Origin of the sequence: Achromobacter sp. (assembly GCF_032113835.1) — a bacterium.
Lineage (GTDB): Bacteria > Pseudomonadota > Gammaproteobacteria > Burkholderiales > Burkholderiaceae_B > Achromobacter.
The window spans coordinates 1-24,656 of record NZ_DAMCTG010000002.1 but is presented as its reverse complement, the minus strand read 5'-3'; the positions used below and the strand labels follow the sequence as shown (position 1 = coordinate 24,656).

24 protein-coding genes and 2 pseudogenes are annotated in these 24,656 nt (G+C 63.4%); 14 read left to right on the top strand and 12 right to left on the bottom strand.

The window, feature by feature from the left end; genetic code table 11:
• Positions 1-100: 100 nt before the first annotated feature.
• Complete coding sequence (locus RT697_RS01065; protein WP_313696596.1) at positions 101-1,243, top strand: citrate/2-methylcitrate synthase; 1,143 nt, start codon at positions 101-103, stop codon at positions 1,241-1,243.
• A 46-nt stretch (positions 1,244-1,289) separates the two neighbouring features.
• Positions 1,290-1,841, top strand: a complete 552-nt coding sequence (locus RT697_RS01060) for a sugar O-acetyltransferase (RefSeq protein ID WP_313696595.1) — start codon at positions 1,290-1,292, stop codon at positions 1,839-1,841.
• Positions 1,842-1,854: 13 nt separating this feature from the next.
• Here RT697_RS01060 and RT697_RS01055 read toward each other — a convergent pair whose 3' ends face one another.
• Together RT697_RS01055 and RT697_RS01050 are read right to left on the bottom strand one after the other, a co-directional pair.
• A complete protein-coding gene (locus RT697_RS01055) occupies positions 1,855-2,673 on the bottom strand; it encodes an alpha/beta hydrolase (protein ID WP_313696594.1) in 819 nt (272 codons plus the stop codon).
• 5 nt (positions 2,674-2,678) lie between these two features.
• Positions 2,679-3,284: a hypothetical protein gene (locus tag RT697_RS01050; RefSeq protein WP_313696593.1), complete on the bottom strand. Its 606-nt coding sequence runs from the start codon at positions 3,282-3,284 to the stop codon at positions 2,679-2,681.
• Between the two features lie 203 nt (positions 3,285-3,487).
• Here RT697_RS01050 and RT697_RS01045 point away from each other — a divergent pair, with 203 nt between their 5' ends.
• A complete protein-coding gene (locus RT697_RS01045; RefSeq protein WP_312428980.1) occupies positions 3,488-3,817 on the top strand; it encodes a YciI family protein in 330 nt (109 codons plus the stop codon).
• Positions 3,818-3,823: 6 nt separating this feature from the next.
• Here RT697_RS01045 and RT697_RS01040 read toward each other — a convergent pair whose 3' ends face one another.
• The gene (locus RT697_RS01040) at positions 3,824-4,480 is read right to left on the bottom strand and encodes a hypothetical protein (RefSeq protein ID WP_313696592.1); all 657 of its coding nucleotides are present in this window, start codon (positions 4,478-4,480) and stop codon (positions 3,824-3,826) included.
• Positions 4,481-4,721: 241 nt separating this feature from the next.
• On the opposite strand from RT697_RS01040, the gene RT697_RS01035 reads away from it, so the two are divergent.
• A complete protein-coding gene (locus RT697_RS01035) occupies positions 4,722-5,099 on the top strand; it encodes a VOC family protein (RefSeq protein WP_313696591.1) in 378 nt (125 codons plus the stop codon).
• Positions 5,100-5,165: 66 nt separating this feature from the next.
• Here the strand turns inward: RT697_RS01035 and RT697_RS01030 are convergent, their stop codons facing one another.
• The 4 genes and pseudogenes from RT697_RS01030 to RT697_RS01015 form a co-directional block, all read right to left on the bottom strand.
• Complete coding sequence (locus RT697_RS01030) at positions 5,166-5,543, bottom strand: cytochrome c (protein ID WP_313696590.1); 378 nt, start codon at positions 5,541-5,543, stop codon at positions 5,166-5,168.
• Between the two features lie 14 nt (positions 5,544-5,557).
• The gene (locus RT697_RS01025) at positions 5,558-6,823 is read right to left on the bottom strand and encodes a sulfite oxidase (RefSeq protein ID WP_313696589.1); all 1,266 of its coding nucleotides are present in this window, start codon (positions 6,821-6,823) and stop codon (positions 5,558-5,560) included.
• 171 nt (positions 6,824-6,994) lie between these two features.
• A pseudogene (locus tag RT697_RS01020) lies at positions 6,995-7,504 on the bottom strand (aromatic alcohol reductase); the annotation flags it as partial.
• A 331-nt stretch (positions 7,505-7,835) separates the two neighbouring features.
• On the bottom strand, positions 7,836-8,207 hold the full coding sequence (locus RT697_RS01015; protein WP_313696588.1) for a helix-turn-helix transcriptional regulator: 372 nt from the start codon (positions 8,205-8,207) through the stop codon (positions 7,836-7,838).
• A 273-nt stretch (positions 8,208-8,480) separates the two neighbouring features.
• Between RT697_RS01015 and RT697_RS01010 the strand changes: the two genes are divergently transcribed.
• Positions 8,481-8,975: an OmpA family protein gene (locus RT697_RS01010; RefSeq protein ID WP_313696587.1), complete on the top strand. Its 495-nt coding sequence runs from the start codon at positions 8,481-8,483 to the stop codon at positions 8,973-8,975.
• A gap of 55 nt (positions 8,976-9,030) precedes the next feature.
• On the opposite strand, the gene RT697_RS01005 is transcribed toward RT697_RS01010, so the two are convergent.
• From RT697_RS01005 to RT697_RS00990, 4 genes are read right to left on the bottom strand one after another with little or no spacing between them, the layout of a single operon-like run.
• Positions 9,031-9,705: an HD domain-containing protein gene (locus RT697_RS01005; RefSeq protein ID WP_313696586.1), complete on the bottom strand. Its 675-nt coding sequence runs from the start codon at positions 9,703-9,705 to the stop codon at positions 9,031-9,033.
• 35 nt (positions 9,706-9,740) lie between these two features.
• A complete protein-coding gene (locus RT697_RS01000; protein WP_313696585.1) occupies positions 9,741-10,217 on the bottom strand; it encodes a DUF1801 domain-containing protein in 477 nt (158 codons plus the stop codon).
• On the bottom strand, positions 10,214-11,962 hold the full coding sequence (locus tag RT697_RS00995) for a sulfate permease (RefSeq protein WP_313696584.1): 1,749 nt from the start codon (positions 11,960-11,962) through the stop codon (positions 10,214-10,216). Before RT697_RS00995 ends, RT697_RS01000 begins: the two co-directional genes overlap by 4 nt.
• Before the next feature lie 50 nt (positions 11,963-12,012).
• Entirely contained in the window at positions 12,013-12,399 is a 387-nt protein-coding gene (locus tag RT697_RS00990; protein WP_313696583.1) for a MerR family transcriptional regulator, read from the bottom strand.
• 90 nt (positions 12,400-12,489) lie between these two features.
• Between RT697_RS00990 and RT697_RS00985 the strand changes: the two genes are divergently transcribed.
• The 9 genes and pseudogenes from RT697_RS00985 to RT697_RS00945 all read left to right on the top strand — a co-directional run bounded on the left by RT697_RS00985 (position 12,490) and on the right by RT697_RS00945 (position 23,115).
• Positions 12,490-13,389: an alpha/beta hydrolase gene (locus tag RT697_RS00985; protein ID WP_313696582.1), complete on the top strand. Its 900-nt coding sequence runs from the start codon at positions 12,490-12,492 to the stop codon at positions 13,387-13,389.
• Between the two features lie 130 nt (positions 13,390-13,519).
• A complete protein-coding gene (locus RT697_RS00980) occupies positions 13,520-14,446 on the top strand; it encodes an AraC family transcriptional regulator (RefSeq protein WP_313696581.1) in 927 nt (308 codons plus the stop codon).
• Positions 14,447-14,611: 165 nt separating this feature from the next.
• Positions 14,612-15,724 (top strand): cyclic nucleotide-binding domain-containing protein, encoded by a 1,113-nt coding sequence (locus tag RT697_RS00975; RefSeq protein ID WP_313696580.1) that lies wholly within the window; start codon positions 14,612-14,614, stop codon positions 15,722-15,724.
• 359 nt (positions 15,725-16,083) lie between these two features.
• Entirely contained in the window at positions 16,084-19,359 is a 3,276-nt protein-coding gene (locus tag RT697_RS00970; RefSeq protein ID WP_313696579.1) for a T6SS effector BTH_I2691 family protein, read from the top strand.
• Positions 19,359-20,180: a DUF6708 domain-containing protein gene (locus RT697_RS00965; RefSeq protein WP_313696578.1), complete on the top strand. Its 822-nt coding sequence runs from the start codon at positions 19,359-19,361 to the stop codon at positions 20,178-20,180. The genes RT697_RS00970 and RT697_RS00965 overlap by 1 nt, the downstream gene beginning before the upstream one ends.
• A 27-nt stretch (positions 20,181-20,207) precedes the next feature.
• The gene (locus tag RT697_RS00960) at positions 20,208-21,074 is read left to right on the top strand and encodes a DUF6708 domain-containing protein (protein WP_313696577.1); all 867 of its coding nucleotides are present in this window, start codon (positions 20,208-20,210) and stop codon (positions 21,072-21,074) included.
• 93 nt (positions 21,075-21,167) lie between these two features.
• Positions 21,168-21,722, top strand: a complete 555-nt coding sequence (locus RT697_RS00955; protein ID WP_313696576.1) for a DUF6708 domain-containing protein — start codon at positions 21,168-21,170, stop codon at positions 21,720-21,722.
• Positions 21,644-21,964: pseudogene (locus RT697_RS00950) on the top strand (DUF6708 domain-containing protein); the annotation flags it as partial. The gene RT697_RS00955 and the pseudogene RT697_RS00950, both read left to right, overlap by 79 nt.
• A gap of 140 nt (positions 21,965-22,104) precedes the next feature.
• Positions 22,105-23,115, top strand: coding sequence for a tripartite tricarboxylate transporter substrate binding protein (locus tag RT697_RS00945; protein WP_313696575.1), 1,011 nt, complete (start codon positions 22,105-22,107; stop codon positions 23,113-23,115).
• A 75-nt stretch (positions 23,116-23,190) separates the two neighbouring features.
• Here RT697_RS00945 and RT697_RS00940 read toward each other — a convergent pair.
• Positions 23,191-24,656, bottom strand: a 1,466-nt coding sequence (locus tag RT697_RS00940) for an amidohydrolase (RefSeq protein ID WP_313696574.1), incomplete at its 5' end; no start/stop codon positions are given.

Below are 24,656 nucleotides of genomic sequence, written 5' to 3'. Positions count from 1 at the left end.
GCGGGTCCGCGTTGAACATGGAGTCCATGGTATTTAATGATTGATTTGTAAAGCAATATTGATCTATAAAATCAACATATAAACTTTGCTACAGAAGATCATGGGCACCTGGATTTCAATGGCCGAAGCGTGCAGCCAGCTGGGCGTGCGGCCGCAGACCATCTACGCCTACGTCAGCCGCGGCAAGCTGGAGGTCATGGCGGACCCGGCCGACACTCGCCGCAGCCTTTACCGCGCCGAAGACGTCGCGGGGCTGGCCAAGCGCAAGCAGGCTGGCCGCAAGCACGAAACGCTGGCCACCAACACGCTGTTTGGCGCCGAGCCCAGCATTCCCACCGCAATCTCCACCTTTCATCGTCAACGCCTGTACTACCGCGGCCATGACGCGGTCACGCTGGCCGGTTCGGCCAGTCTGGAAGAGGCTGCGCAATTGCTGTGGAGCTCGGACCAGCAGGCGGATTTTTCTTGTACGGCGCGCGTGGCATCGCCGGGCCGCGTCGCGGCGTTCACGTCACTGGCCGCGTTGGCCGCCACCGGCCACTCCACGCACGGCCGCATGACACGCGTTCTGCACACCGAATGCCAGAGCCTGGTCGGACAGCTGGCCAACGCCTTTGGCGCGCAACCCGGCAAGCGGCCGCTGCATCTGCGGTTTGCGCAGGCCTGGAAGCTGTCGCCGCAGGCTGCCGAACTGCTGCGCACCGCGATGGTCCTTTTGGTGGACCACGAACTGACCAGCTCCGCGTTTGCCGCGCGCATTGCGGCATCCACCGGCGCATCGCTGCCGGCGTGCCTGTTGTCGGGGCTGACCACCTTGTCCGGGCCGTTGCATGGCGACGCTTCCGGCCGCGTCAAGGCGCTGTTCGACGACGTGGCGCGCCAGGGCGAGGATCAGGTGATCGCGCATTACCTGTCCACGGGATTGCCGTTGGCGGGCTTCGGCCATCATCTGTATCCGGATGGCGATCCGCGCGCGGCGGCGCTGCTGGCCTTGTTCGAACCAGCCGAGGTCATTACGCGCTTCATCGGCAAGGCCACGCAACTGACTGGCCTGCATCCCAACATCGACGTGGCGCTGGCCGCGCTGGCGGCGCACTGCGGACTGCCGGACGACGCGGCCTTCGGGCTGTTTGCCACCGCGCGCAGCATCGGCCTGCTGGCGCATTGCCTGGAGCAGCTCAGCGTGGCGCAAGTCATCCGGCCGCGCGGACGTTACGTGGGTGTCGTGCCGCAGGCGGCCTAGGCCGGCGATCTTCGGTATGCTGGCTGATCCGGACAGGAGATCAACCATGACACGTACACAGAAGCAAAGGATGCTGGCAGGAGACCTCTACACGGCTGCCGACGACGAGATCCAGGCGGACCAGCTTGCCGCCAGCGCATGGATGAAGCGGTACAACGCCTTGCTGGGCGAGCCGCCCGAACAATGGCACGCGCTCCTGCGCGAACGCCTTGCCAGCGTGGGCGAGGGCGCGTTGATCCGCCCGCCGTTTCATTGCGATTACGGCTACAACATCTCGCTGGGCACGAACGTCTTCATGAATTTCAACTGCGTGATCCTTGACGTCGTGCAAGTCACGATCGGCGATGGCACGCAGATCGGCCCGGCCGTGCAGATCTACACGGCAGACCATCCGCACGACGCCGAGCAGCGCCGCGCGATGCTGGAGTTCGGGCGTCCCGTGCACATCGGCAAACAGGTGTGGATTGGCGGCGGCGCGATCATCCTGCCGGGGGTCACGGTAGGGGATGACGCCATCATCGGCGCGGGCAGCGTGGTCACGCGCGACGTGCCGGCAGGGGCGAAGGTGGTGGGAAATCCGGCGCGGGTGAGGGGGTAGGAGGACGCTCCGCTCAGCGCTCGCCAAGCTGCTTGAATACCGCGGCCACGATGGCTTCGGGACGGTCTTCCTGCACAAGATGACCGGCATTCGGCACGGATATCAACGGCCGGTCCGAAATCAATGCCGCCAGGGTTTCGCCGCGCTCGTGCGGGATCCACGCGTCCTCTTCGCCCCACAGCACCTGCACCGGGCAATCCATGCGACCGTACAGACCCTGCACCTCGTCGGTGTACTTCTGATCCATTTGCGCGATCTGCCGGTAGAACGCCGGCTGGCCGACGGGTCCCAGCCACGGGTGGCTGTACACGTCCAGCGCCTCATCCGATAACGGATTGTGCGCGGCCGTCTGCAGGTAGGCTTTCAACAGCGCCCGGTGCATGTAATCCGGCATGCCGGAAAACGCGGCCTCGTGCTGGCGGAAATGCTGCACAAAGGGCGAACCCCACGGCGCCAGCGCCACCGCATCGAAGATCGTCAGCGATGCGTAGCGCAGCCCGTTCAGGTAGTACGCGCGCAGCGCCGTCGCACCGCCGAAGTCGTGGGCCAGGACATCCGGGCGGTCCAGTTGCCATTCGTTGAATAGCGCCGCCAGTATCCGGTTCTGCACACCCAGCGACACGTCCTGGCCGTCCCGCATCTCGGAGGCGCCGTAGCCCGCCAAATCAAAGTAATAGACGGTTCTGCGGTCGGCGAGCAGCGGGATGATCCTGCGCCACACCTGTGACGAGAACGGCGTGCCATGGATGGCGACCAGCGGGGGACCGTTGCCAAGCTTGCTCCACCGGATGGCGTTGCCTTCGATGAGAAAGGTGTGGGGGAGTTCGAGCATAAAGGCTATCGGGACAGGTCGTCAGGGATGGGCTTGCGTGGCCTGCGGGGCGTGTAGTCGGCGACGCCGGCATGTTCCGCTGCGCTCCGTGCCTTGGCGGCCGCGGCAACCGGCGCGACTGTCAGCGGCGATGCGCCCGTGACGGCCGGCAGCGCGGGCGCGAGCACGGCAGGGATCCCGGCGGCATTCCGATACGACTGGAGCAGCAGCAGCGCGTCGATCGTGCCCAGATCGTGCTCCGCCTCGGCACGCGCTTCAAGGCGGGTCTGTTCGTCTTTCACGGCCTGATTCGCCGCAGCCGTCCGCGCGTCCAGCCTTGCCAGCTGCGCGTGAAACGCCTGGACGGCAAGCTTCAAGCAGTGCGCCGTGTAGTCGTCGTGCAGCAGTTCCGCTGGCGGCGCTACGTTGTGATCTGCGGGAACCCGGGGGCGTTGCGCGGCACTGGCCGGCAGGGCCGGGGCGCGCGTGGCGTAGATGCGCTGGAACGGCGTCGGCGGCGTGCGCGCGACGCGATCCGCCCGCAGTTGGGCGCCCACGCGTTCGGTGCGGTACGCATCCCCGGCATTGTCGGTTCTGGCTGCGCCTGTTGGGGCGATCGGGGTAGGGAGCATGGGCGTCTGACTAGGCTAAGCGTCGGGCCAATCTATTGGTTGGTCGGTAACGTGTCAAGGCTGAAACAGCCCGGATGACGGGTAATGCCGAACGGGTCGCGCAGCGCTTGCGACCCGCGCGGCGGCCGGACACGCATGCATTGGGGCAGTGTTAAAACCTGCGGGACGGGCGGAGCGCGCCCGCCACGTCACAGGAGAAGACCATGCCAATGTTCATCACGATCGGTTATGGCGATCAGCAGGGCTATGACCGCACGGACAAAGCCATTCGCGATGCTGCCCATGCGCACGATGCCGCCCTGCAGGACGCGGGCGTGCTGATGGGCGTTGCGGGGACGCCGGTGCAGGTGCGCAATCCGGACGCGGCGGGCGTCGAAACGGCGCAGGGACCGTACCTGAACGCGCCGCTGCCGCTCGCAGGCTTTGCCGTCATCGAAGCGGCCGATTTGGCCGAGGCCATCGAGAAGGTGTCCCGCACGCCGTGTGCGGTGGCGCACGGCGTCGTGGAAGTGTGGCCGCTGGAACGGCGGTAGCGTCCGTTACTGATCGACCGACCGCATGTCGCAAGTCGTCTCGGACGACGCGCACACGCCGCGAAACCATGCGCGTCCGCGCGTGCGGTCTTTTTCGGCCAGGCGTTCCCATGTGGCGCTGTTGCGCATCTCGTAATCGAGCAGCAGCCATTCGCCGTCGCAGGCCACGATGCCGCGCAAGGTGGCGCGTTCGGTCAACCAGTCGTCGCCCAGGTCCAGCAGCCGTTCGCTGCCGGCGTCCGGGCGGGCGTAACCCCGCGCCGATTGGATGCCGACCTGCGCGTCCCTGGCGGCGATCCAGCCTTCGCCCTGATAGACGGGCCGCGGCGGGCTGCGGTCGCTGCCGCTCATGGCGTCGCTGGCGTTCTTGATTTTCAGCCAACCATCGCGCGCCTCGGTCACGTCGAAGGTGACGCTGTACAGGTCAACCTCGGGATCCGGACTGTCGCCACGCGTCGTGGGCAGCGCGCCAACCTGCTTGCCGCTGGCGGTCGCCGATGCGCGCACCGGGATGGCCGGCTTGTCATTGGTCGTCCAGCCCGAAAAGCGGCATGCGGTGGGGCCAGGGGGCGTCCAGGCGGAGCCTTTTTCAGCGGGTTGGGCATGGAGGGCGGGCGATAGCGCCAGCGCGGCAAGCAGCAGATGGAACGGTCGCAGCATCATGAGGATCGCTTTGTCGGAGGAGGCCGGCCGGGCTGTGTGGCCGGCGAGGTCTGGCAGGCAAAGAGCCTACCATGGCGGCGGCTGCGTTCATCGCTGCGCAAGCCGCACGGTTGCGCAGGACGCGGGATGCGGATAGATTGCGCGTCGTGGGCACCGTCCTGCTGATCCAAACCTTGAAGCGCGTGAATTTTGACCAGCACCGTCTGGAGGTGAGTGCGGCTTCGCAACCAGAGTCTTCACCATGACCCAAAACGTCAACCACGGTGTCCGCTTTGGACGGATTGCAGCAATGCTGCCCGTCAAGGACATGCGCCGCGCCCACGATTTCTACACCAACGTCCTGGGCTTCACCAAAACCTTCGAGAACGGCAGTCCCGTCGGCTTCATGATCCTGAAGCGCGATCAGGGCGAGCTGCATCTGACCTTGCAGCCCGGCCATCAAGCCGCAAAGTTCAATGTGGCCCACATGATGGTCGACGACGTCGATGCGCTGTTTGCCGTGTGCCAGCAGTACGGCTTACGGATCGTGAAAAGCCTGCAGGACAAGGATTACGGCCTGAGGGCGTTCGTGTTCGAGGACCCGGACGGCAATCGCATCGATGTGGGTCAGGTGATCTGACACGCTCACCGGAGCCGGGCAGCGCAGGGCTGCCCGGCGGTGTTTCTGCGGTAGCTTGCGCGCCGGCTACTGCGCCGCTCCGGTGGCGGCCGACACATACTGCGCCAACGCCTGCACCTCCGCGTCACTTAACGCCTCGTAAGCCGGCATGACGCCGATCCCGTTGCGCACGGCCTGCGTGACGCGGTTGGCGTCGGGTTTCAGTTCATCGAGGTTGGGCCCGATGGTCCCGGCTGCGCCGGCATCGGCCAAGGTGTGACAGACGGCACAGGCCGGGGTGGTCGACTTCAGGAACAGGGCGCGGCCCGCCTCGGCATTGGGCGGTTCCGCCGCCCAAGCCGTGGCGCCCGCAATCAACGACAGGCCCGCCGCGCAGAGGTTGCGCGTCCGCCGCCCGGTCAGGCGGCGGGATGCGGGGTTCGGCTTGAAGAAACGGTTGTGCATCGATTCCGCCATCCTCAAGACACGTTGATGGCCAGACCGTGGTCGCGCCAACTGCTGTTGATGTAGCCCGGCGCGTTCTCGAACCGGTTCTCCACCTGCACGTTGCCTTGCGTGTCTTCGACGCGGCTGACCAGCATGTGCTGGCCCGCTGTCAGCTCCACCGGCAGCGCGAACTGGCGCCATGCATATTTGCCGAGATCCGGTCCGATCAGCGCGGCCTGCTTCCAGGTCTTGCCGCCATCGATGGACACATCCACGCGCTTGACCGCGTGCATGCCTCCAAACGCCACGCCGCGCACCACCACGCGTCCGGCCTTCAATGCCTGACCGTTTGCGCCCGGCGCGTTGATCCACGACTTGGGTTCCATCGCCCAGACCGAGGGTTGATCGGGGCTGGGCTTGGCGTCCATCGGCGTCAGGCGATAACCGGTCTGCTGGATCTTTGCGGGACTTTGCTCGGCGGTGAACGCCAGCCGCTTGATGTACTTGACGTTGTTCACGCCGGTGTAGCCCGGCACGATGAGCCGCAACGGGCCGCCGTGCGCCAGCGACAGCGGTTCGCCGTTCATCTCCCAGGCCAGCATGGCGTCCTGCATGGCCTCGCGCGGGACCGAGCGTTCCACCAGCAGCGATTTCGGATCCAGGCCTTCGGGCAGCACTTCGCCGCCGGTGCCCGTCATGAAGGCGGGCGTGCCATCAAGCCCGCCCAGATATTCCACGAGCGTGCGCACCGGCACCCCCGTCCACATCACGCAGCCTGCCGCACCCACTTCCCACGGCGTGCCGCTGGGTTTGTGGGGGAAGAAGCCCCGGCCGTTGCCTGAACACTGCAGCACCGTCGCAATCGATTCCACGCCCAGCGTCTTCAGGTCGCCCACGGTCAGCGTGCGCGGCTGCTTGACGCCCTGGATTTCGACCTTCCAGCCGTCACGGTCGTCCAGGATGGCCGCGTCCGGCGGCGGCAGGTTGTTGCGCACATAGAGCTGGCGCGACGGTGTGATGATGCCGTCGCCAAAGGCGCTGCGGCGCGTCTCGATGGTGTTGGCGCTGTGCACGATGACGCTGTCGGCGTCCTTCCACGCCGCGTAAGGCGGCAGCGGCTTGGCCGTGGATGCGGCCGCGGGTTTGGCTGCGGCCGCAGCTGCGGGTGCGGCGGCGGGTTTGGCGGGCGCATCGCTGGCGCGCGCGATGCCGGTGGCGCCCAGACCGGCCGCGGCCAGGGCGCTGGCGCTGCCGGCCAACAGGCGGCGCCGTGCGGGGTTACGTGGGGTTGTCTCCATGGCTTGCCTCTCTGGTTGCCGCGTCCCGCAGCGCGAGCGCGGTGTTGTGCTTATGGCGGCCCAGCGCTTGCGGCCTTCCGCATCATCGGCAAAGCCCCTCTTTATGTCAACGGGTTCTAAAGAACTATAGGTTTACGGTCTTTTCAGATATAAGAGTTTCGGATATTGGGTTCAGGACTGCGCAGAACGGATGTCGTCCCGGTGTTCACGCAGCCATTGTTCGACGCTGCAAACTGCAATGCCGCGCGCGGCATTGAAGGTTCGCGCCTTGTCCCATGCCACGCCACGGCCCGGTGCGAACACCGCGCGATACTTGCGCATCGCATCGCCGGGCTCAGCCGCCAGTGCGCGCAGAAGTTCCGGCACCGGCCATTCGCACCGCGTGACCTTGCCCTCCAGTAAGCGGTCCAAGGCATCCGCGACCTCGCGATACGTGACGGTGTCGCCCGCGACATGCACGACCTGGTTGGCGATGCGGGGCTGTGTGCACAGGATCTCGGCGGTAAGCGCGCCGATGTCTTCGGCCGTGGTCAGCGTGACCCCATTGTCCAGGCTGCCCAGCGCGTTCACCGTATTGTTGGCCAGATCCACCACGCCGAATGCGGGCTCGAACAGGAAGCTGGTGAACATGCCGGTCGAAATGATGATCCATTCGGTGGTGCGCTGCGCACGCAACAGGTCGGCGCAAGATCTATCGTCGGGATTGGCTCATGGACAAATTTCCGAGTCGACGGTGAAAACGTGTCCATGGTTTTGCCAAGCCGCTATGCGGTCAACGAGACCGAGGCGTATCTGCATTGCGGCCTGGAGGGGCTGGGCCTGATTCAACTGTCAGCGCTGGCGGCGTCTCCGCATCTGCGCAGCGGCCGCTTGCGTGAGGTCTTGGCGGACGCGGTGCGAGCCGGTGCTGCTTTCGATTGTCTATCCCCAGGCGCGTGCGACAGCGGCGGTGAAGGCGTTCGTGCAGTGGGTGCTGGATAGCAGCCGGCCCGTGTTGGCGGCGTGATGATCGTCACGGGGCGACAGTACTCGCCATCGCGTCCTGCCGGTACTCGTGCGGCGCGACGCCGCTCGCTTTCCTAAACGCCCGGGAAAAATTAGCCGGTGTGGAATAACCAGAGTCCATGGCGATCTGCGTGATGGAAACGGTGCTTTCGCGCAGCAGGTCTTGAGCAAGACGCAGGCGCGCGGTATTGGACAACTCACGAAAACTGACGCCGCCGTCGCGGCGCAGCACGCGCTGCAACGTGCGCACGCTGGTGCCCATCGCCTTGGCCGTGCGGTCGATCGAGACGGCGCCGGCCTGCATCTGGACGCGTATGTGCGAGATGACGGCGGCCAGATAATCGCTGTCCGTGCCCGCGTCTGATTCCGCTGCAGGCACTTGTACGCCGGGAAGCCTGTCGGGCGGGACCGGGGTTGGCGTCATATGAGTAGTGGCGTCATTCACTTGTGCTTATTCTTCGCGGGTAGTTGCGAGAATCTGCTAGCGCGCTTCCTGCCTGGCAGAAATCGGAGTGATGTGCCTTCGGATATTACCTAAGCCAACGGAAGGAGAGGCCTCTTTTTATTTGGCTTACAAACCTGACGGAGAATCGCAATGAGACTACACAAAACTCTCCTGGCGCTGTGCGTAGTATTGGCGGTTTCGGGTTGCGTGACGAAGCAGACCTACGACAAAGAGGCGCAGCTGGCAGCGGAATACTCCGCCCTCAATAAGCAGCTCTCGGCCGAACTGCGCGGCGACCAAGTGCAGATTACGCAATTGCAGAACGAACTGAAGGTCACCATGGTGAACGAGATTCTGTTTCCCGAAGGCGGGTGGAGTCTCAGTCCCGGCGGCGAGAGGACGCTGGCCAAGATTGCGCCCACGCTTTCAAATCTGCAGGGCAAGCAGATCGTCGTCGAAGGGTTCACCGACAACGAGCCCATCGGGCCGGCATTGAAGCGGCAGTTTCCCTCCAATCTCGAACTGTCATCCGCGCGGGCGGATAACGTGGCGCGTTATCTGATCGCCAAGGGCATATCGCCAAATTCGGTTTCCGCGGACGGGTTCGGCGAGGCGCGGCCGGTGGCCAGCAACTCGACCCCGGAAGGCCGGGCCAAGAACCGGCGCGTGGAGATCGTGATCACAGCGGCGGGCAGGCCCTAGCGCGGCTCTCGCGCGGCACGACCTTGCCCGCTACGCCGCACGTCGCGCAGCGGGGTCACTCGATCTTGCCGGTGCCGTTGCATGTGGGGCAGGGCACCTGGACCGTTCCGGGCGTACCAGTCGCGGCGCCGCGCGACCCGTCCGCCGCAAAGTGCCGCGTCACCCATTCCTCGCACACCGCCCATAGTTGCGGGGCGCCACGCTGGATGGCCGGGCCATATCGCGCAAAGACCTGTTCCAACGAAACACCGCTTTCGGTCCACGTCCCGCCTTCCGTGAAGACGTTGATCAGCAAGGGCTGAAAGCGGTCCAGCGCCTTGGCGAATCTGGCGTCGTCGGTCTCGGCCCGCTCGAACTCGTGCCACAGCGTCAGGAAGGCCTTGCCCTGCGGCGCGGGCAGCAGGCCGAACAGGCGCGCCGCGGCCTCGGATTCCTTGGCGGCCTGGATGTCGTGGCCGGTCGCGCCGTTGAGGGGGACATCCCCGACGTCGATCTCGACAATGTCGTGCAACAGCAGCATCTGCATGACGCGCGTCGTGTCCACGGCGCCGCTGGCGTATTCGCTCAAGACAAGCGCGTACATCGCGAGATGCCACGAATGTTCAGCGGAGTTTTCCTTGCGGCTCTTGTCCAGCAGCGGCGATTGACGCACTACCGTTTTGAGCCGATCGATCTCGCGCAGGAAGGCGAGTTGCTTTTCCAGTCTGCCGGTTGGTACGGGGTTCAACATCTTCTTGGGTCCGTCTGGGCGCGGCACGGCGCCATTCACAATTTTTCGCCCGGCAAGTTGCTGGCTTGCCGGACCCAGTCCGAAAACTGCGCTTCGTCGAATTCACCTTCGTGTATGTCCAGGTAGCGCACCTGCGGATACTTCGAATTGCCAGTTGGGGTGGGCTGCAGCGATGCGCCCTGAAAGAACGTCACCTTGATGTACTTGGTGAAGCAGTGCAGGCTCAGGAACCAGCCTTCGCCCGGGCGCCCGTAGAAAGGCGAATTCCATTTGACCGCCTTGGCGACGCCCGGGACAGCCGCTTCGACCAGGGCGTCGATGCGTTTGCCGATGGGCGATTTCCAGCCGGGCAAGGCGGCGATGTAGGCCTGCACGGGTTCGTCGCCATCGCCCTTCGGAATCTGAGGGTTGCCGCCCGAGAGCAGGACGACGCCGCCGGGCGCCGCTTGCGTTTCGGCTTTGCGCGGCTTGCCGGTCTTTCGGGCCGGTGCGGATTTGGCGTCTTGCGTCATGGATGGCGCTCCTTGTGGTCCGGGAACGGGTCTTCCCGCCCCAGATAGTCGTCTACCGCGCTGCCGATCGTCGGATGAAAATGGTCGTCGCTGAACAGGCGGGACAGCTCAAAACGCTTGAGCTTATCCCGCACGGGATCCTTCATTTCCGCGAAATGCAGCGCGATGCCTTCGCGCGACAGTGTCTCGCACAGTTCGCGCAGCATGTCGGCGGAGGTCACGTCGACGCTGGTGACCGGTTCGGCGGCTACAACCACGCGCCGCACGGGCGTGGGCGATGCCTCCACGGCTTCGAGCAGGCGCTGCTGGAAGAGTTCGGCGTTGGCGAAGAAGAGCGGCGCATCCCAGCGGAACAGCACCAGTCCGTCGATCAGCGCGGCATTCGGGTAGCGCTTCAGGTCGTGATAGCCGCGAAGGTTGGGCACGCGGCCCAGCACCGCGAAGTGCGGACGCCAGCCGTCCCACAAGAATTCGATGACCGCGATGACCACCGCCAGGCAGATGCCCGGAATCGCGCCGAATACCGCGACCGCGGCAAAGCACAGCATGGAAAGCCAGAACTCCCATTGCTGGATGCGGTAGATGCGCCGCAGGTCCTTGAATTCGAACAGGCCGATCGCGGCGGCGATCACGACTGCGGCCAGCGCGCTGTTGGGCAGATGGCGCAGCAGGTTCGGCGCGGCGATCAGCAGCGCGGCCACGGCCAGTGCGCCGACGACGCCGGTAAGCTGCGTGCGCGAACCGGCCGCTTCGGCCACGGGCGTGCGCGACGCGCTGCTGCTGATCGGAAAGCCCTGGAAAAAGCCTGCGGCCAGGTTCGCCACGCCCAGACCCACCATCTCCTGGTTCGGATCCACCCGCGTGTGGGTGCGTGCGGCATAGGTGCGTGACAGCACGCTGGTGTCGGCAAAGGCAATCAGCGCCACCGCGCAGCCGCCCAGCACGATCTTGACGAGGTCGGCGTTGCTGAGCCAAGGCCAGGCGAAGCTGGGCAATCCCTGCGGAATCTCGCCCAGCACCTTCACGCCTTCGGCGTCCAGGCTGAACAGCTGGACCGCGAGCGTGGCGAGGATCACGGCAATCAGGATGCCCGGTATGCGATCGAAGCGCTTGAGCAGCAGAATCACGGCCAGGCTTGCCGCGCCGATCGCGAAGCTTGGCCAATGGGTCTGACCGTCGGCGATGGCCAGCGCCAGTTGCTGCATTTCCTGCAGCGGACCGGCGTCGTCGATGGAGATGTCGAACAGCTTGGGCAGCTGGCTGACCAGCACGGTCAATGCGATGCCGTTCATATAGCCGTAGCGGATGGGCTTGGACAGCAGTTCGGTGATGAACCCCAACCGCATCAACCCCAGCACGATGCAGAACAGTCCCGAGACGACGGCCATCATGCTGGCTGCGGCGATGGCGCGCATCGGGTCGCCGTTGGATACGCTGAGCACGACCGCCAGGATGGGCGCGGCCAACGCGGAATCGGGCCCGAGCACCAGGATGCGGCTCGGGCCGAACAGCGCGTAGGCCAGCATGGGAATGATGGTGGCGTACAGTCCGTAGACGCCAGGAACGCCCGAGGCTTCGGCGTAGGCGATGCCGACCGGCACGAGCATGGTCGTCAGCACGAGGCCGGCCGCGATGTCCTTGGGCAGCCAGGCGGCCTGGTAGGACTTCAGCAGCGCCAGGCCGGGCAGCCAGCGTAGCCAGTGCGGCGCATGTCTGGCGGGGGAGCGGGGCGTCGAGGTAGCCATGGAATCCCGGTATGAACGCGTGCGCTACGGGTTGGGGGCTTCGCCGCGCATCATGGCGGGGAAGGGGGGGCGGTATCTTCCAGCATCTCGCGCAGCCGTGCGCGGCGGCGCTCGAGGTCGGCGATCTGGCGTTCCACGGACGCCAACCGCCGGCGCTGCACCTCGGACGTTTCCGGGCAGGCCGCCGCGCCTTCGATCAGACGCATGCAATCGGGAAACCCGCGGATTTCCGCCAGCGTGAAGCCGGAAGCGATCAGGCGCTGGATCTGCCGGACCTGCGTGATGGCGGCGGCGGGAAAGGTGCGATACCCGTTGTCCGCCCGGCCCGATGCAAGCAGGCCCTGGTCGTCGTAGTGGCGCAGCGAACGCAGGCTTGCGCCCGTTTTGCGGGCAAGCTCGCCGATTGACATGGGGGTTTGAGGCGCGGGCGTTTTCATGCGGGAAAGCGTAGCAGATTGGCGCTTGACCTTGACATAGGTGTGAGGGTTGAAACTGGCGCTCCCTCCAATCCTCCGGATGCCACATCCATGCAACGCAGAACCTTTTTCCGCCACGTCGCGGCGGCGGCCTTGTTCATCGCGCTCTCGGCGGCCGCGCACGCCCAGTCCCGGCAGTACACCGTGACGGCGCCGGATGGCGTGACGCTCGCCGTCCAGGAGGCCGGCAATGCCGATGGCCCGCCGGTCGTCTTCGTGCACGGGCTGCTGGGCAGCCACCTCAATTGGGCGGCCCAGCTCGCCAGCCCGGCGCTGCAACGATATCGGCTGATCACCTATGACCTGCGGGGCCACGGCCTGTCGGGCAAGCCGGTGGATGCGGCGGCGTACACCGACGGCCAGCGCTGGGCGGACGATCTGGCCGCGGTGATCAAAGCGACCGGCGCGCGAAATCCCGTCGTCGTCGGCTGGTCGCTGGGCGCCGCGGTGACGACCAACTATCTGGCCGCCTACGGCGATGCGCAGATTGCGGGGGCCGTCTATGTGGGGGGCGTGATCGAGCTGGACGCCAAGCAGATCGCGCCGCATCCCGCGCTATACCGGGACATGGTGTCGTCCGACCTGAAAACCCACCTGGACGCGGAGCGTGAATTCATCGGTCTGTGTTTTGCGCAACGGCCCGATGACGTCACGTTCCAACGGCTTCTGGCCAATGCCGCCGTGGCGTCATTCGACATGCAGGCCGCCGTGCAGTCGATGACAGTCGCGGCGGCGCGCGGCCTCGGCTCGGCGCGCAAGCCTTTGCTGCTGATCTACGGTGCGAAGGACGCGCTGGTGCAGCCGTCACCCTCGATCGAACGGGCAAGGGAACTGAACCCGCACGTGCGCAGCAAGGTCTATGCGGCATCCGGGCACGCGCCGTTCATGGAGGAGGCGGACAGGTTCAACCGGGATCTGGCTGCGTTTGTTGACAGCGTCGTGACACGCTGACGGGTCGGATGGCCTCGGGGGGCTGGCTGCGCTCGCACCTGGCGCTTTTGCCAAATGTTGCTTGTTGCGTAGCAGCATCGCCTGCTATCTTCGACCCCGAAATGCGTTTGCCCCGATTTGGACCGCTTTAATGCCCGCCTCCCAGCTCCTGATTCCCGAACCCACGCCCGCGCGGTCCACCGACACGCTGGGCTGCTCGGCCAGCAAGCTGGCCGTGAATCAGGAGTTCCACGGAGGCGGACTGACGTTCTACCGCAAGCGCACCGAATCCGCTCAGTTCGGCAGCGTGGAAACGCCGGCGTCGGACCGCGGGTTTCTCGTGGGCGTGGCGCTGCGAGGCGGCCATAGACGCCGCATCCTGCAGGGCAATCATGCGTCGACGCACGATTTTGACGCGGGCTCGATCTACATCCGAGACTTCACCGACGATTACCGCGCCGACCTGCAAGGCGGCTTCGATTTCCTTCTGGTCGAGATGTCCCGCGCGTTCATCGAACGCATCAACGACGAGAAGGGCGGTCCGCGTGTCAGCAGCCTGTTGCCACGCAATGGGCAGCCGGATCCGGTGCTGGGCCATCTGTCGCAGGTGTTGGCGGGCGTCGTGGCCGACCCCTCGCAGACGAGCGGCCTCTTCGTGGATCATTTGAGTCTGGCCCTCGGCACGCATCTGCTGACGCAATACGGGGCCGGGGCAACCAGCGGCTGGGCGGACTCGGGCGGAGCCCGCGTGCTGTCCCGCAAACTGGAGGCGCGGGCCAAGGACATGCTGCTGGCGTCGCTGCGCGAGGACGCTTCCATTGCGGACATCGCCGAGGCCTGCAATCTGTCCCGCAGTTACTTCATCAAGGCGTTCCGTCAGACGGTGGGCACCACGCCGCATCGGTGGCTGCTGGAGCAGCGGGTGCAGAAGGCGCAGGAGCTGCTGCGGTCGCCGGGCCGATCGATCACCGACGTTGCGCTCTTGTGCGGCTTTGCCGACCAGGCGCATATGACGCGCGTTTTCACCAGTGTGGTGGGGGTGGCGCCGGGGGCGTGGCGCAGGGAATACGGGGCCTGAAGTAGCGCTCGGACGCCGGCAACCGGCAGGGCGCAGCACGCTGGCGCGGACGCGGCCGGTGCGCTTTCATACAAAGCAGGACGCAAGTGGGCAAGACGTGCCCGCGCCGCGGCGCTATCTTGATGGAATACCTTCCACCCATCCCGGATGTTCCGAAAGCGTTCCATGCGTGTTCTTGCCGCCGGCGCCGCGCCAGCCAACCTTCCGCCCGATCTGGCCGCCCTGCATGCGCAGGCGTTTCCGATGCTGCCACGCGCGCTGATCGAACGCGCCGCGCCCTACGGCGAAGAAATGTCGGCCGAGCCGGGCCGTGTTCTGCTCAACAGCGGTGATCGCGAAGCCGCGTTCTACATCCTGCTCCAGGGTTATGCCGAAGTGCTGGAGGCCGAAGCTGGCGGCGCGTTGCGCAGTTTGCTCATTCATCGAGATGGCGAATTCACGGGCAGCCTGGACCTCTTCACCGACCGGCCGAATGCGGTCACGGTGCGCGCCAACACCGCCAGCCGCCTGCTGCGGCTGAGCCGCGCAGCACTCGAAGCGCTGATCCTCACCGAACGGCCGCTGGCGGAGATCATCCTGCGCGCGTTCATGCTGCGACGTATCGGGTATCTGCGGCGGCGGCCGTACGGGGGCGCCATCCTGCGCTCAGTGACGAGAGGCACGCAGGAAGATCCCGTCATGGACCTGGCGGTAATCGGCGGCGGGCCGGCTGGGTTGGCAGCCGCCGCCTATGCCGCCTCCGAGGGGCTTCAGACATTGCTGGTGGGCGGCTCGCTGGCCTGTGGCGACGCGCCCGGGCTGGACGTGTTGAAGGGCTTCCCGGGCACGATCAGCGGATTATGCGAAGGCCCGCTGCTGCGCCGCGCCGAGGATCAGAGCAAGCGCTTCGGTGCCCACGTGCTGCCGCTGCGCACGGTCAGCCGGTTCGACGGCGGCTGTTATCCCTATCGGGTGTGGCTGGACGACGGACGGCTGGTCGAGGCGCGCAGCCTCATCGTGGCAACGGGGGGGCAGGAAGGCGCTTCGGATGGGGTGACTTTTCAAGCCAATACCGCCTGGCTGGACGGGTGGCTGGACACGGACGACCAAGGCTGTATCCATACGGGCCGTGCCGCAGCGGGGTCGATGCAGGCTCGGGATTACGAAAGCTCGCAGCCGGGCGTGTTTGCGGTGGGGGCGGCGCGTGCTGGGTCGGTGAAGCATGTGCTGGCGAGCATTGCCGAGGGCGCCGCTGCCGTGCGGGTGGTGCATCGGTTTTTGGATGCGTCGGCGCATTGAGGGCGGGGCGGATCGACTTTCGCCAGGATGAAAAGGCGTGCGGCACAGCAGATCTGCGACGCGTCTCGATATGGATGATCGGGCCAACTTTGGCTCATCCGGGCCAAATCTGGCCCGTTTTTTTTTGTTTGTTTTCAAACCACTAATGAATAACGGGCCACAAATGGCCCGAACTTCCGTTGATAAAAACACTTTCGCTGCTACTGCGACGTAGAGATCGCCATGTTTGTCGATGAAGCACGCATAAGCGGTTGATAAGAAAGAACAACGGAAAAGACGCTTGCAAGTTGGCACAGGGTTTGCATTGAGGCGATAGGTCATCACCGACAACTGCCACACTGCGCCAAGCAAAGGAACTTATGAGCGTCAGCACGACCTTGGGCCAGGCGATGCGCCATGCTGTCCCCAACCCTACGGACACATGCAAAGCCTGCGAGCGTACCGGCCTGCCGATTCTTCCGCTGCGATCTGCCTATGCGCCCACGCCCACCGCTACATCAAAGCGGCCGTTTGCCGGCGGCGGCGATCTGGTTGCCGTACCGATGCGGCTGGACCAGCCGCGTACGCTGCGCGAAGGGTATCTCTATGTCCTGCTCGACAAGCGGGAGTGGCAGGCCTATCAGGTGACGCCCGAAGGGGCGCTTCGCCAGTTCAACCCATTTTCCATGCCGCGGGCAGCCCCTGAAGCGTTGAGCGAAAAATGCATACACCGGGACCACGACGTCCCCGCTTCGTTCATCAACATCGATACCAAACTGTTCAAGACCGCGTGGATAGCTTTCTCCAGCGATCCATGGTCCGACCGGGTATTGAACCGCTATCTTCAAAGCTCCGCGGACGAAAAGTCGCCAGTGGGTGCCAGGTTCCATGAACTGGATTTAAAGACTGCTCGCGAGGATCCCGCGAAAGTAGGCATCGCGATGACGGAGCAGAGGCTTCTCGTCGATCAGCAGGTGCTGGAATACGCCACGCCCACCATCGGCGATTTTGTGAGCGTGCACGGCTTTTGCTCGCGCAATCATCGCTTGAACGCGCTGCAGGGTTTCGTCCGAACTCAGACACAGCAAGAGCAGTTGCCGAATGGCGTGTTGGCGCTGGTCCTGCCAGACCCAATTGGGTTGGTCCAGGAAATCAATCATCAGCGCCTGGGCTGGCAAAGGGAGCGACAGGCTTACGAGGCAGAGCCGCTCAACAACTACAAGTTCTTCACCTCCGAAAGCCTCAAACGCCTGCGCGAACTCTGCAAGGTGGCCGCGGACAACGCCGTCGCCGACAGTCCCTATGCTGACCACGGTGGAACGCCCGGGCCGCCCGTATACCGCGATCCCGCTCTCGAGCGAGCCGAACAGGTCGAGCACAAGGCTGAAAAACTGCTTGCGCGCCTTGATGAGCGATATGACGAGGCCGCGCGCGCCAGTTGGGAGACGGCGTTCGAAGCGCACAAGGCGCTGTTGCAGACGCAAGTAGATAAGCTGGCCGAACTCTACACAGACCAGATCCTCAACAACGCGATGTTCCGTGTGGCGGAGCACTTTGACTACGATGCGCAAAACGCGTACTCAGTATTGGGTTACATCCGCACGATGGAGCTGTGCCTGAGCGGCGGCATCACCGAAGCAACGCCCAAACCCGATTCCGAGGGCAACATTCAACCGGTCACCGGGCCGTCGGCGCGCGCTTGGGAAGCCTGGATCAAGGATGGTGAAAGCATCGTCTTCAAAACGCTGCTCGCGCTCGACAAAGACCTGATGCAAAGCCTGGTTCCCACGTTCAGCAATCAGGGCGAACTGGATTGGAACGACTTCGGGAAGCTCTACGCCCCGGTCACCAAGATCATCAACAGTAGCGACCTGGGTGAAAAACTCATCTGGCCCAACGTCCAGGACGCGATCGCCAGTGTGCTGGCGGCTTACAACAGTGCGGTGAGCCGACTGGAACTGAAGGTCGATGCCGGCGTGCGCAACGTCGCCACGCGTGTCAACAGCGCATCGCTCTTGCTGTACTCGCGCACGTACATGACCCAGGTCGCCGTTCAGATGAAGCTGGGCGAGTTCTACACATTGATGTGCAAGCAGATCGGGGAAGACCGCAACAGGCTTGCGGCTGCCATCGCGCAGGCGACCGGAAAGGCGCACAAGCAGGTGCGATCTGTGCTGACAGCGGGCGTCCTCAGTCTGGCCCTGAGCGATCCGAAACTCGCGGAACAGATGGTTGAAGTCGTGTTCTGGGTCGAAGGCAAGGCCAGTGACTTGCGAGCGCGCTTCGGCGACGTCGTCAAGGATGCCTCCCAGCAAACGGGGAAGGTTATCGGAGACGCTACGCGCCGGGCCGGCGAAGCGCTGAGCGAACTCAAGGTGCTCGCGGGCACGCTGGAGCCGGGGGCACGCAAGGCATTAGCTGGTGTTCAGCTTAGCGCGTTGCGGGCTGGCGAGCTCGCGCGGACCGGATTGAGGGGCGCGCGGAGCGCTGCCGCGATTGCCCGCGGAACGGTCGGAAGCGCTGAACTTCTGATTGCCGTTGGCGGCACGTACCTGCTATCGCAGGGTTTGCGCAAATCGGTTGAGGCCGTGGATGTCACTTTCGGAGCCAAACACGAGGAAGCCGTGCTGGCGGTGTATTCGGCGTCGCTCGGGGTGTTGGGGGGAAGTATTGAGGCGGCGGGAATCGCGATGAATGGCAGTGCTGAACAAGCGAGGAAGGTCCTGCGCGCGCCTGCGGCCGGGAGCGGTGCCATCAGCCGGATCGCTAATGCTGGTACGGCACTGTCGCGTCTTGGAGGAATACTGGGCGCGTTCTCCGGATTCATTGATGCAATCGCCACCTGGAAGGCTGCAGGACGCGCAGCAGCTGCGGGCGGGATATCGGCTCAAAAATCGTATTTCAAAGCTTTCGCTCTATATACGTTTGGCGCCGTTATCACGTCGTACGCGGTTTACGCTGGTTCAACAGCGATCTTGAGTTCAGTATGGATTCTCGGACCCGTCGGATGGGCGATTCTTGCCGGCGTACTAGCGTATGTATTCTGGAAATACGGCGAGGAGGACGAGTCGTCTCCTCTGGAGCGATGGAGTTATTACAGTTACTTTGGAATGGCTAAGAACCACAAGTTTGCCGATGCAAATTCTGCAGTGGCCGCATTGAACGCCGCTGTCATTGGCGTAGATGTATATCTGGCTTTTGACTGGGAAGTGCGTTTAACGCACTACGAGGGAATGGCGGCCGCCATGGGAGGCATGGACGCGGGACCCGCGGTTATTCCGCGCCTGAAATATCGAATAGTCCTTCCCAGATTTGAGTCGTCCCGAGCGGCTTACAGGTGGCAACTTAGCGTAAAGCGCTACTCAGGCGAGCAAGTGCTGGCCTCTGGTGGTCAACCGAACGGCGTTCCGAAATCGGACGAGATGAGCACCCGATTGAGGCGATTGGATTACCTTCCTGAAAGCACGCATCCAACCATCACTGAGAAGGAGATTACGGCTGCGGATGGAAACAAAACAAATTTCTTGATTATTGAGGGGAACATAGAATTATCAATAGTTAATGATATGGATGCTGCGAAAGTGTTAGTTGATTATTTTCCACACGACTACGACCCCGAGATGATGGCGCAAATGGAAATTGTGGTGGTTAAATAATGAGAGCAACTAAACCTCAATTGGATAAGCCCACTACAGGTTGGCGCGCCGATTTGCCACCACCTTGTTGCCCTCCGACTGAAAAGCTGCCGCCCATCGGTAAACCTCCCAATTTCGCTAGCGATATCTGTTTAGAGTTGCATACTTCACGGCTCATAAACCGCACAATAGTAGTGCTCTGCGCCTTTGCTGTCGTTCCATGTGCAATTGTTTTACTTATGACGTTGAGTGTAAGAGAACTCAAAACAAATCCACTTAGTTTTCTTCTGACTCTGAGCATGGCCTTCGGCATGGGCCTCGGTGCTGTCGCAATGCTTCGTACAGGCATTGCACCCCCACGGGACGAACCGATTCGCTTCAATCGAAAGCGCGGCAAGGTCTATGTGTATCGATTTCACAGCGGCGGACCGATAAGCCGCAAAGGTTGGGGAATCCATCCCATCGTCTTCAATTGGGAAGACTTGCGCGCGGAAGCGTGGAGCCGGATAAGCCCAACGCCAAGCGGGGTGCCTATTTTTGCCCGGGGTGTTGATCTCGCAGTGGTGGCTCCCGGAACCAATCAAGTCATTGACCGCTTTCAATTGGCTGGAAGCAATGCCGATGGCGAACACATGTGGGCCATGGCGCGCGCTTTCATGAACCAGGGGCCGGAGGCGTTACCCCAGTATCCAAATCCGCCTCGTGATTGGAACAACGATGTGCCGTCCTACCACTTGGCCTTGCGCTTGGCGCCCAAAGTCCAATGGCCTGAAGATATGGACAAGGAGTCTCGGACCGCGCCTGGCGCGGTGCAATCTCAGAATGGTTGCGCACCCCGTTGATATGGTGATCCGCAATCAACCAGGGGCATGGATGGGCATAAATCGAACTTTATTGATAAAGAAAAGGGCGTGAAAAAATCAATAGCCGGTATTTCAAAAAAGCTGTTGGACAAGCCAACCAAGGGGTGGAAAGCCGATCTGCCTCCACCGGCATCTCCGCCGAATGAACCTTTGCCAACTATCGGGTTTCCTCCCAATTTCGCCAACGACATCTGCCTGGAGCTTCACACTTCAAGACTGTTGAATCGAACCGTTGTAGTTCTTTCCGCGCTTGGCGTGTTTCCATGTTCGATCGCTTTGATCATGACGTTGAGCACGAGAGAACTCAAAACAGAACCATTTTGGTTTTTTCTGACTTTAATCCTCGCAATTGGCATTGTGATCGGCGGCATTGGGATGCTCCGATCGGGCATTCTGCGCCCGCGAGACGAACCCATTCGATTCAATCGCAAGCGCGGCAGAGTTTACGTGTACCGCTTTCACAGCGGCGGACCGATCAGTCGAAAAGGTTGGGGTGTTCGCCCGGAGGCTTTCGACTGGAATGACCTCCGAGCCGAAGCCTGGAGCCGCAAGGCACCGAGTCCCAGCGGTGTGCCGATCTTCGCATGGGGCGTGGATATTGCTGTGGTGGCACCGCACACCAATCGCGTCATTGACCGCTTCCAGCTTGCCGGCAGCAACGCCAACGGCGAACACATGTGGGCCATGGCGCGCGGCTTCATGAACCAGGGGCCGGAGGCATTACCCCAGTATCCAAATCCGCCTCGTGATTGGAACAACGATGTGCCGTCCTACCACTTGGCCTTGCGTTTAGCGCCCAAAGTCCAATGGCCTGAAGATATGGACAGGGAGTCTCGGACCGCGCCATGCCCGGTGCAATCTGAGAATGGTTGAGCACACCGTTGATTTGGCGCTGCGCGGTTCAACCAGGGGCACGAATGGGCATAGAGCGAACTTTATAGATAAAGAGAAGATCGAAAAAAAATAATGGCCGGTATTTCAAAACTGTTGGACAAGCCAACCGAGGGTTGGAAAGCCGACCTCCCGCTGCCGCAGGTACTACCTGAACTCCCACTTCACCATACGGGGCGCTGCCCAAATTTCGTGAACGAAACTTATTTCGAGTTAAGCGGTTCGCGGAACTTGAATCGAACAGTAATTTTTATGTTTGCTCTACTAACATTTTTTATAGTGGTTGCTACCGTAAAGATATTCTTCATTGACCTTGGGAGCCGCGCATTCGCTAGCCAGCCAGTTTTGTTTATTTTTATGACACTCTTGGCAATTGGAACGGTACTCGGGAGCATCGGAATGGTGCGCACCGGCACTGCTCCCCCTCGGGGCGAACCAGTCCGCTTCAATCGCAAGCGCGGCAAAGTCTACGTCTATCGTTTTCACCGCGGCGGGCCTATAACTGGAAAGGGTGGCGGGTCTTTCCAAGCGTCTTCAATTGGAAAGATCTCCGAGCAGAAGCGTGGAGTCGCATGGCCCCGAGTCCCAGCGGTGTGCCGATGTTCGCCTGGGGCGTTGATGTGGCCGTAGTCGCGCCGGGCACCAATCACGTCGTTGACCGTTTCCAACTGGCTGGCAGCAACGCCAATGGTGAACACATGTGGGCCATGGCTCGCGCGTACATGAATCTGGGGGCCGAGGCATTGCCGAAGTATCCGTACCCACCGCGTGATTGGAACAATGAAGTTCCGACTTTAGACCCGGGCCTGCGGCTAGCGCCCAAAGTCCAATGGCCGGCTGATATGGATCTCGAGTCGCGCACCGCACCCTAAGGCGCCTCTCCTCATCCAAATGCCCTAAGACCCGCAAGGATTTTGTGGACAGACCATAAAGTTTTTTCTCTTTGCGCAGGCGAGAGTTTGCGAATATGCGTCTAAAGCTTTCAGCCATAAGAACGCATCGGGAGACAATCATGATCTGTAAGCACGCTGTGCGCAGGCGCATCAACATTGTCGCGGCTACTTTCATCGCGGCTGCCGCATTCGCCGTCCCCAGCTTTGCCTCCGCGCAGGCCGCCGACAGCTACCCCAGCAAACCCATCCGCCTGATCATTCCGTACCCGCCGGGAGGCGCGACCGACGTGATCGGGCGCATCGTGGGCCAGCGCCTGAGCGATGAGATCGGCGGCCAGGTTGTGATCGAGAACCGGGGCGGCGCTGGCGGAAACATTGGCGCTGCCGAGGTGGCGCGGGCCGCGCCCGACGGCTACACCCTCCTGATGGGCGCGCTGACCTCGCACTCGGTCATGGCGACCCTTGAGAAGGACACCATCCCATACGACCTGCGCAAGGACTTCGCGCCCGCCGGCGTGGTTGGCTTCGTGCCGCTGGTGGCCGTGGTCAATCCCAAGCTGCCGATCAAATCGCTGTCCGAACTGGTGACCTACGCCAAGGCGAATCCGGGGAAGCTCAACTTCGCCTCGTCGGGCGCCGGCGCGCCGCAGCGCATGGCGATGGAGCTGTTCAAGCAGATCGCGGGTGTCAACATTGTGCACGTGGCCTATCGCGGCAGCGGTCCGGCCATGACGGATCTTGTCGGGGGCCAGGTCGAGACGATGACCGAGACGGTTCCCGCCGCAATCTCGTTTATCAAATCAGGCCAGTTGCGTCCGTTGGCCGTGCTCACGCCCCAACGCGTCTCGATGCTGCCAGACATTCCCACTGCCGAGGAACAAGGGTTCAGCGGCTTCAACGTCAGTTCGCTCTTCGGTGTGATGGCGCCGGCTGGCACGCCGGCTCCCATCGTTGCCAAGATCAACAAGGCGCTGACTACGGCGCTGTCCAAGGATGATGCGAAGGCGCAGTTGCTGCAGCAGGGCGTTTACGCTGACGCGCTTGATGTGGAAGCGTCGAAGGCGCGTCTGAACGCCGAGATCGAGCAGTGGGCAAAGGTCATCCGTGAGGGCGGCATCACGGTCAATTAGCGGGAAGCAGCATGACCCGGACGTCCTGAAAAAGTCGACGCGGCCGAGGGCATGCCCCGGCCGCGCAATGCATCGTCAGACGGCCCAGCAGGCGCAGCCCAGCGCGCCCCAGAACCCCTTCAGGTCGGAGATGGGCAGCTTGCTGGCCCAGGCGCCGGCGTGCTGGTGGCCGTGGACATTGCAGTCGTTGGCGCACGCGCAGGCGGCGGCCGCTTCGCGCAGGGTGGCTTGCAAAGGCTTGCCCTCGTTGTCGCCCCAGGCGCCGTAGCCGCCGAACAGGCGCGTGGGCGACCAGTCGGGCATGGCGGGCGGCGGGGCCGCCTCGTCGTGTTCGGAGAATTCGCCCGCGCCCCAGACTACCTTGCCGCCCACGACGGTAAGCAGGCTGCTGGTGTCGGCGATGTCGGATTCGGGGCACGAGAAGAAATCGCGATCGGGCACGATCAGGTCGGCAAGCTGGCCGACGGCGATGCGGCCCTTTTTGCCCTGTTCGTTCGAGAACCAGGTGACGTTCTCGGTCCACATGCGCAGGGCGGCGTCGCGGTCCAGGCAGTTGCGTTGCGGGGTCAGGCGCAGGCCGCCCACCGTCTTGCCCGTGATCAACCACGACAGCGACACCCACGGGTTGTAGGAGGCAACGCGGGTGGCATCGGTGCCCGCCGATACGTTGACGCCTTTCTCAAGCATGCGTTTGACGGGCGGCGTGGCCTCGGCAGCCCCGGCGCCGTAGCGTTCGACGAAGTATTCGCCCTGGTAGGCCATGCGGTGCTGCACGGCCACGCCGCCGCCCAGCGCGGCGATACGGTCGATGGAGCGTTCCGAGATCGTCTCGGCGTGGTCGAAGAACCAGTTCAGCCCGGCCAGCGGCACGTCCTTGTTCACGCGCTCGAAGACGTCCAGCGAGCGCGAGATGGTTTCGTCATAGGTGGCGTGCATGCGCCAGGGCCAGCGGTTCTGCGCCAGGATGCGCACGACTTCCTCGAGGTCGCCTTCCATCTCGGGCCCCATCTCGGGCCGTGGCTGGCGGAAATCTTCGAAGTCGGCCGCCGAAAACACCAGCATTTCGCCTGCGCCGTTGTGGCGGAAGTAGTCGGTGCCTTGCTTGTACTGCGAGGTGGCCGTCCAGTTCAGGAAGTCTTCCTTTTCCTGCTTGGGCTTCTGGGTGAAGAGGTTGTAGGCCAGGCGGATCGTCAGCTGGTCGGCGTCGGCCAGTTGCTGGATGACCTGATAGTCCTCGGGGTAGTTCTGGTTACCGCCGCCCGCATCGATGGCGCCGGTGACGCCCAGGCGGTTCAGGTCGCGCATGAAATGGCGCGTGGAATTGACCTGGTATTCGAAGGGCAGCTTGGGACCCTTGGCCAGCGTGGCGTACAGGATCGATGCGTTGGGCTTGGCAAGCAGCAGCCCGGTCGGATTGCCGGCCGAGTCCCGCACGATCTCGCCGCCGGGAGGCGCGGGGGTGTTCTTGTCGTAGCCGACCGCGCGCAGGGCGGCGGCGTTGAGCAGGGCGCGGTCGTACAGGTGCAGGATGAACACAGGCG

What these genes read in the sequence shown, in the direction of transcription:
- RT697_RS01065 (WP_313696596.1), top strand. Translation starts at nt 101, where the DNA reads ATGGGCACCTGGATTTCAATGGCCGAAGCGTGCAGCCAGCTGGGCGTG.
- RT697_RS01060 (WP_313696595.1), top strand. Translation starts at nt 1,290, where the DNA reads ATGACACGTACACAGAAGCAAAGGATGCTGGCAGGAGACCTCTACACG.
- RT697_RS01055 (WP_313696594.1), bottom strand. Translation starts at nt 2,673, where the DNA reads ATGCTCGAACTCCCCCACACCTTTCTCATCGAAGGCAACGCCATCCGG.
- RT697_RS01050 (WP_313696593.1), bottom strand. Translation starts at nt 3,284, where the DNA reads ATGCTCCCTACCCCGATCGCCCCAACAGGCGCAGCCAGAACCGACAAT.
- RT697_RS01045 (WP_312428980.1), top strand. Translation starts at nt 3,488, where the DNA reads ATGCCAATGTTCATCACGATCGGTTATGGCGATCAGCAGGGCTATGAC.
- RT697_RS01040 (WP_313696592.1), bottom strand. Translation starts at nt 4,480, where the DNA reads ATGATGCTGCGACCGTTCCATCTGCTGCTTGCCGCGCTGGCGCTATCG.
- RT697_RS01035 (WP_313696591.1), top strand. Translation starts at nt 4,722, where the DNA reads ATGACCCAAAACGTCAACCACGGTGTCCGCTTTGGACGGATTGCAGCA.
- RT697_RS01030 (WP_313696590.1), bottom strand. Translation starts at nt 5,543, where the DNA reads ATGCACAACCGTTTCTTCAAGCCGAACCCCGCATCCCGCCGCCTGACC.
- RT697_RS01025 (WP_313696589.1), bottom strand. Translation starts at nt 6,823, where the DNA reads ATGGAGACAACCCCACGTAACCCCGCACGGCGCCGCCTGTTGGCCGGC.
- RT697_RS01005 (WP_313696586.1), bottom strand. Translation starts at nt 9,705, where the DNA reads ATGTTGAACCCCGTACCAACCGGCAGACTGGAAAAGCAACTCGCCTTC.
- RT697_RS01000 (WP_313696585.1), bottom strand. Translation starts at nt 10,217, where the DNA reads ATGACGCAAGACGCCAAATCCGCACCGGCCCGAAAGACCGGCAAGCCG.
- RT697_RS00995 (WP_313696584.1), bottom strand. Translation starts at nt 11,962, where the DNA reads ATGGCTACCTCGACGCCCCGCTCCCCCGCCAGACATGCGCCGCACTGG.
- RT697_RS00990 (WP_313696583.1), bottom strand. Translation starts at nt 12,399, where the DNA reads ATGAAAACGCCCGCGCCTCAAACCCCCATGTCAATCGGCGAGCTTGCC.
- RT697_RS00985 (WP_313696582.1), top strand. Translation starts at nt 12,490, where the DNA reads ATGCAACGCAGAACCTTTTTCCGCCACGTCGCGGCGGCGGCCTTGTTC.
- RT697_RS00980 (WP_313696581.1), top strand. Translation starts at nt 13,520, where the DNA reads ATGCCCGCCTCCCAGCTCCTGATTCCCGAACCCACGCCCGCGCGGTCC.
- RT697_RS00975 (WP_313696580.1), top strand. Translation starts at nt 14,612, where the DNA reads ATGCGTGTTCTTGCCGCCGGCGCCGCGCCAGCCAACCTTCCGCCCGAT.
- RT697_RS00970 (WP_313696579.1), top strand. Translation starts at nt 16,084, where the DNA reads ATGAGCGTCAGCACGACCTTGGGCCAGGCGATGCGCCATGCTGTCCCC.
- RT697_RS00965 (WP_313696578.1), top strand. Translation starts at nt 19,359, where the DNA reads ATGAGAGCAACTAAACCTCAATTGGATAAGCCCACTACAGGTTGGCGC.
- RT697_RS00960 (WP_313696577.1), top strand. Translation starts at nt 20,208, where the DNA reads ATGGATGGGCATAAATCGAACTTTATTGATAAAGAAAAGGGCGTGAAA.
- RT697_RS00955 (WP_313696576.1), top strand. Translation starts at nt 21,168, where the DNA reads ATGGCCGGTATTTCAAAACTGTTGGACAAGCCAACCGAGGGTTGGAAA.
- RT697_RS00945 (WP_313696575.1), top strand. Translation starts at nt 22,105, where the DNA reads ATGATCTGTAAGCACGCTGTGCGCAGGCGCATCAACATTGTCGCGGCT.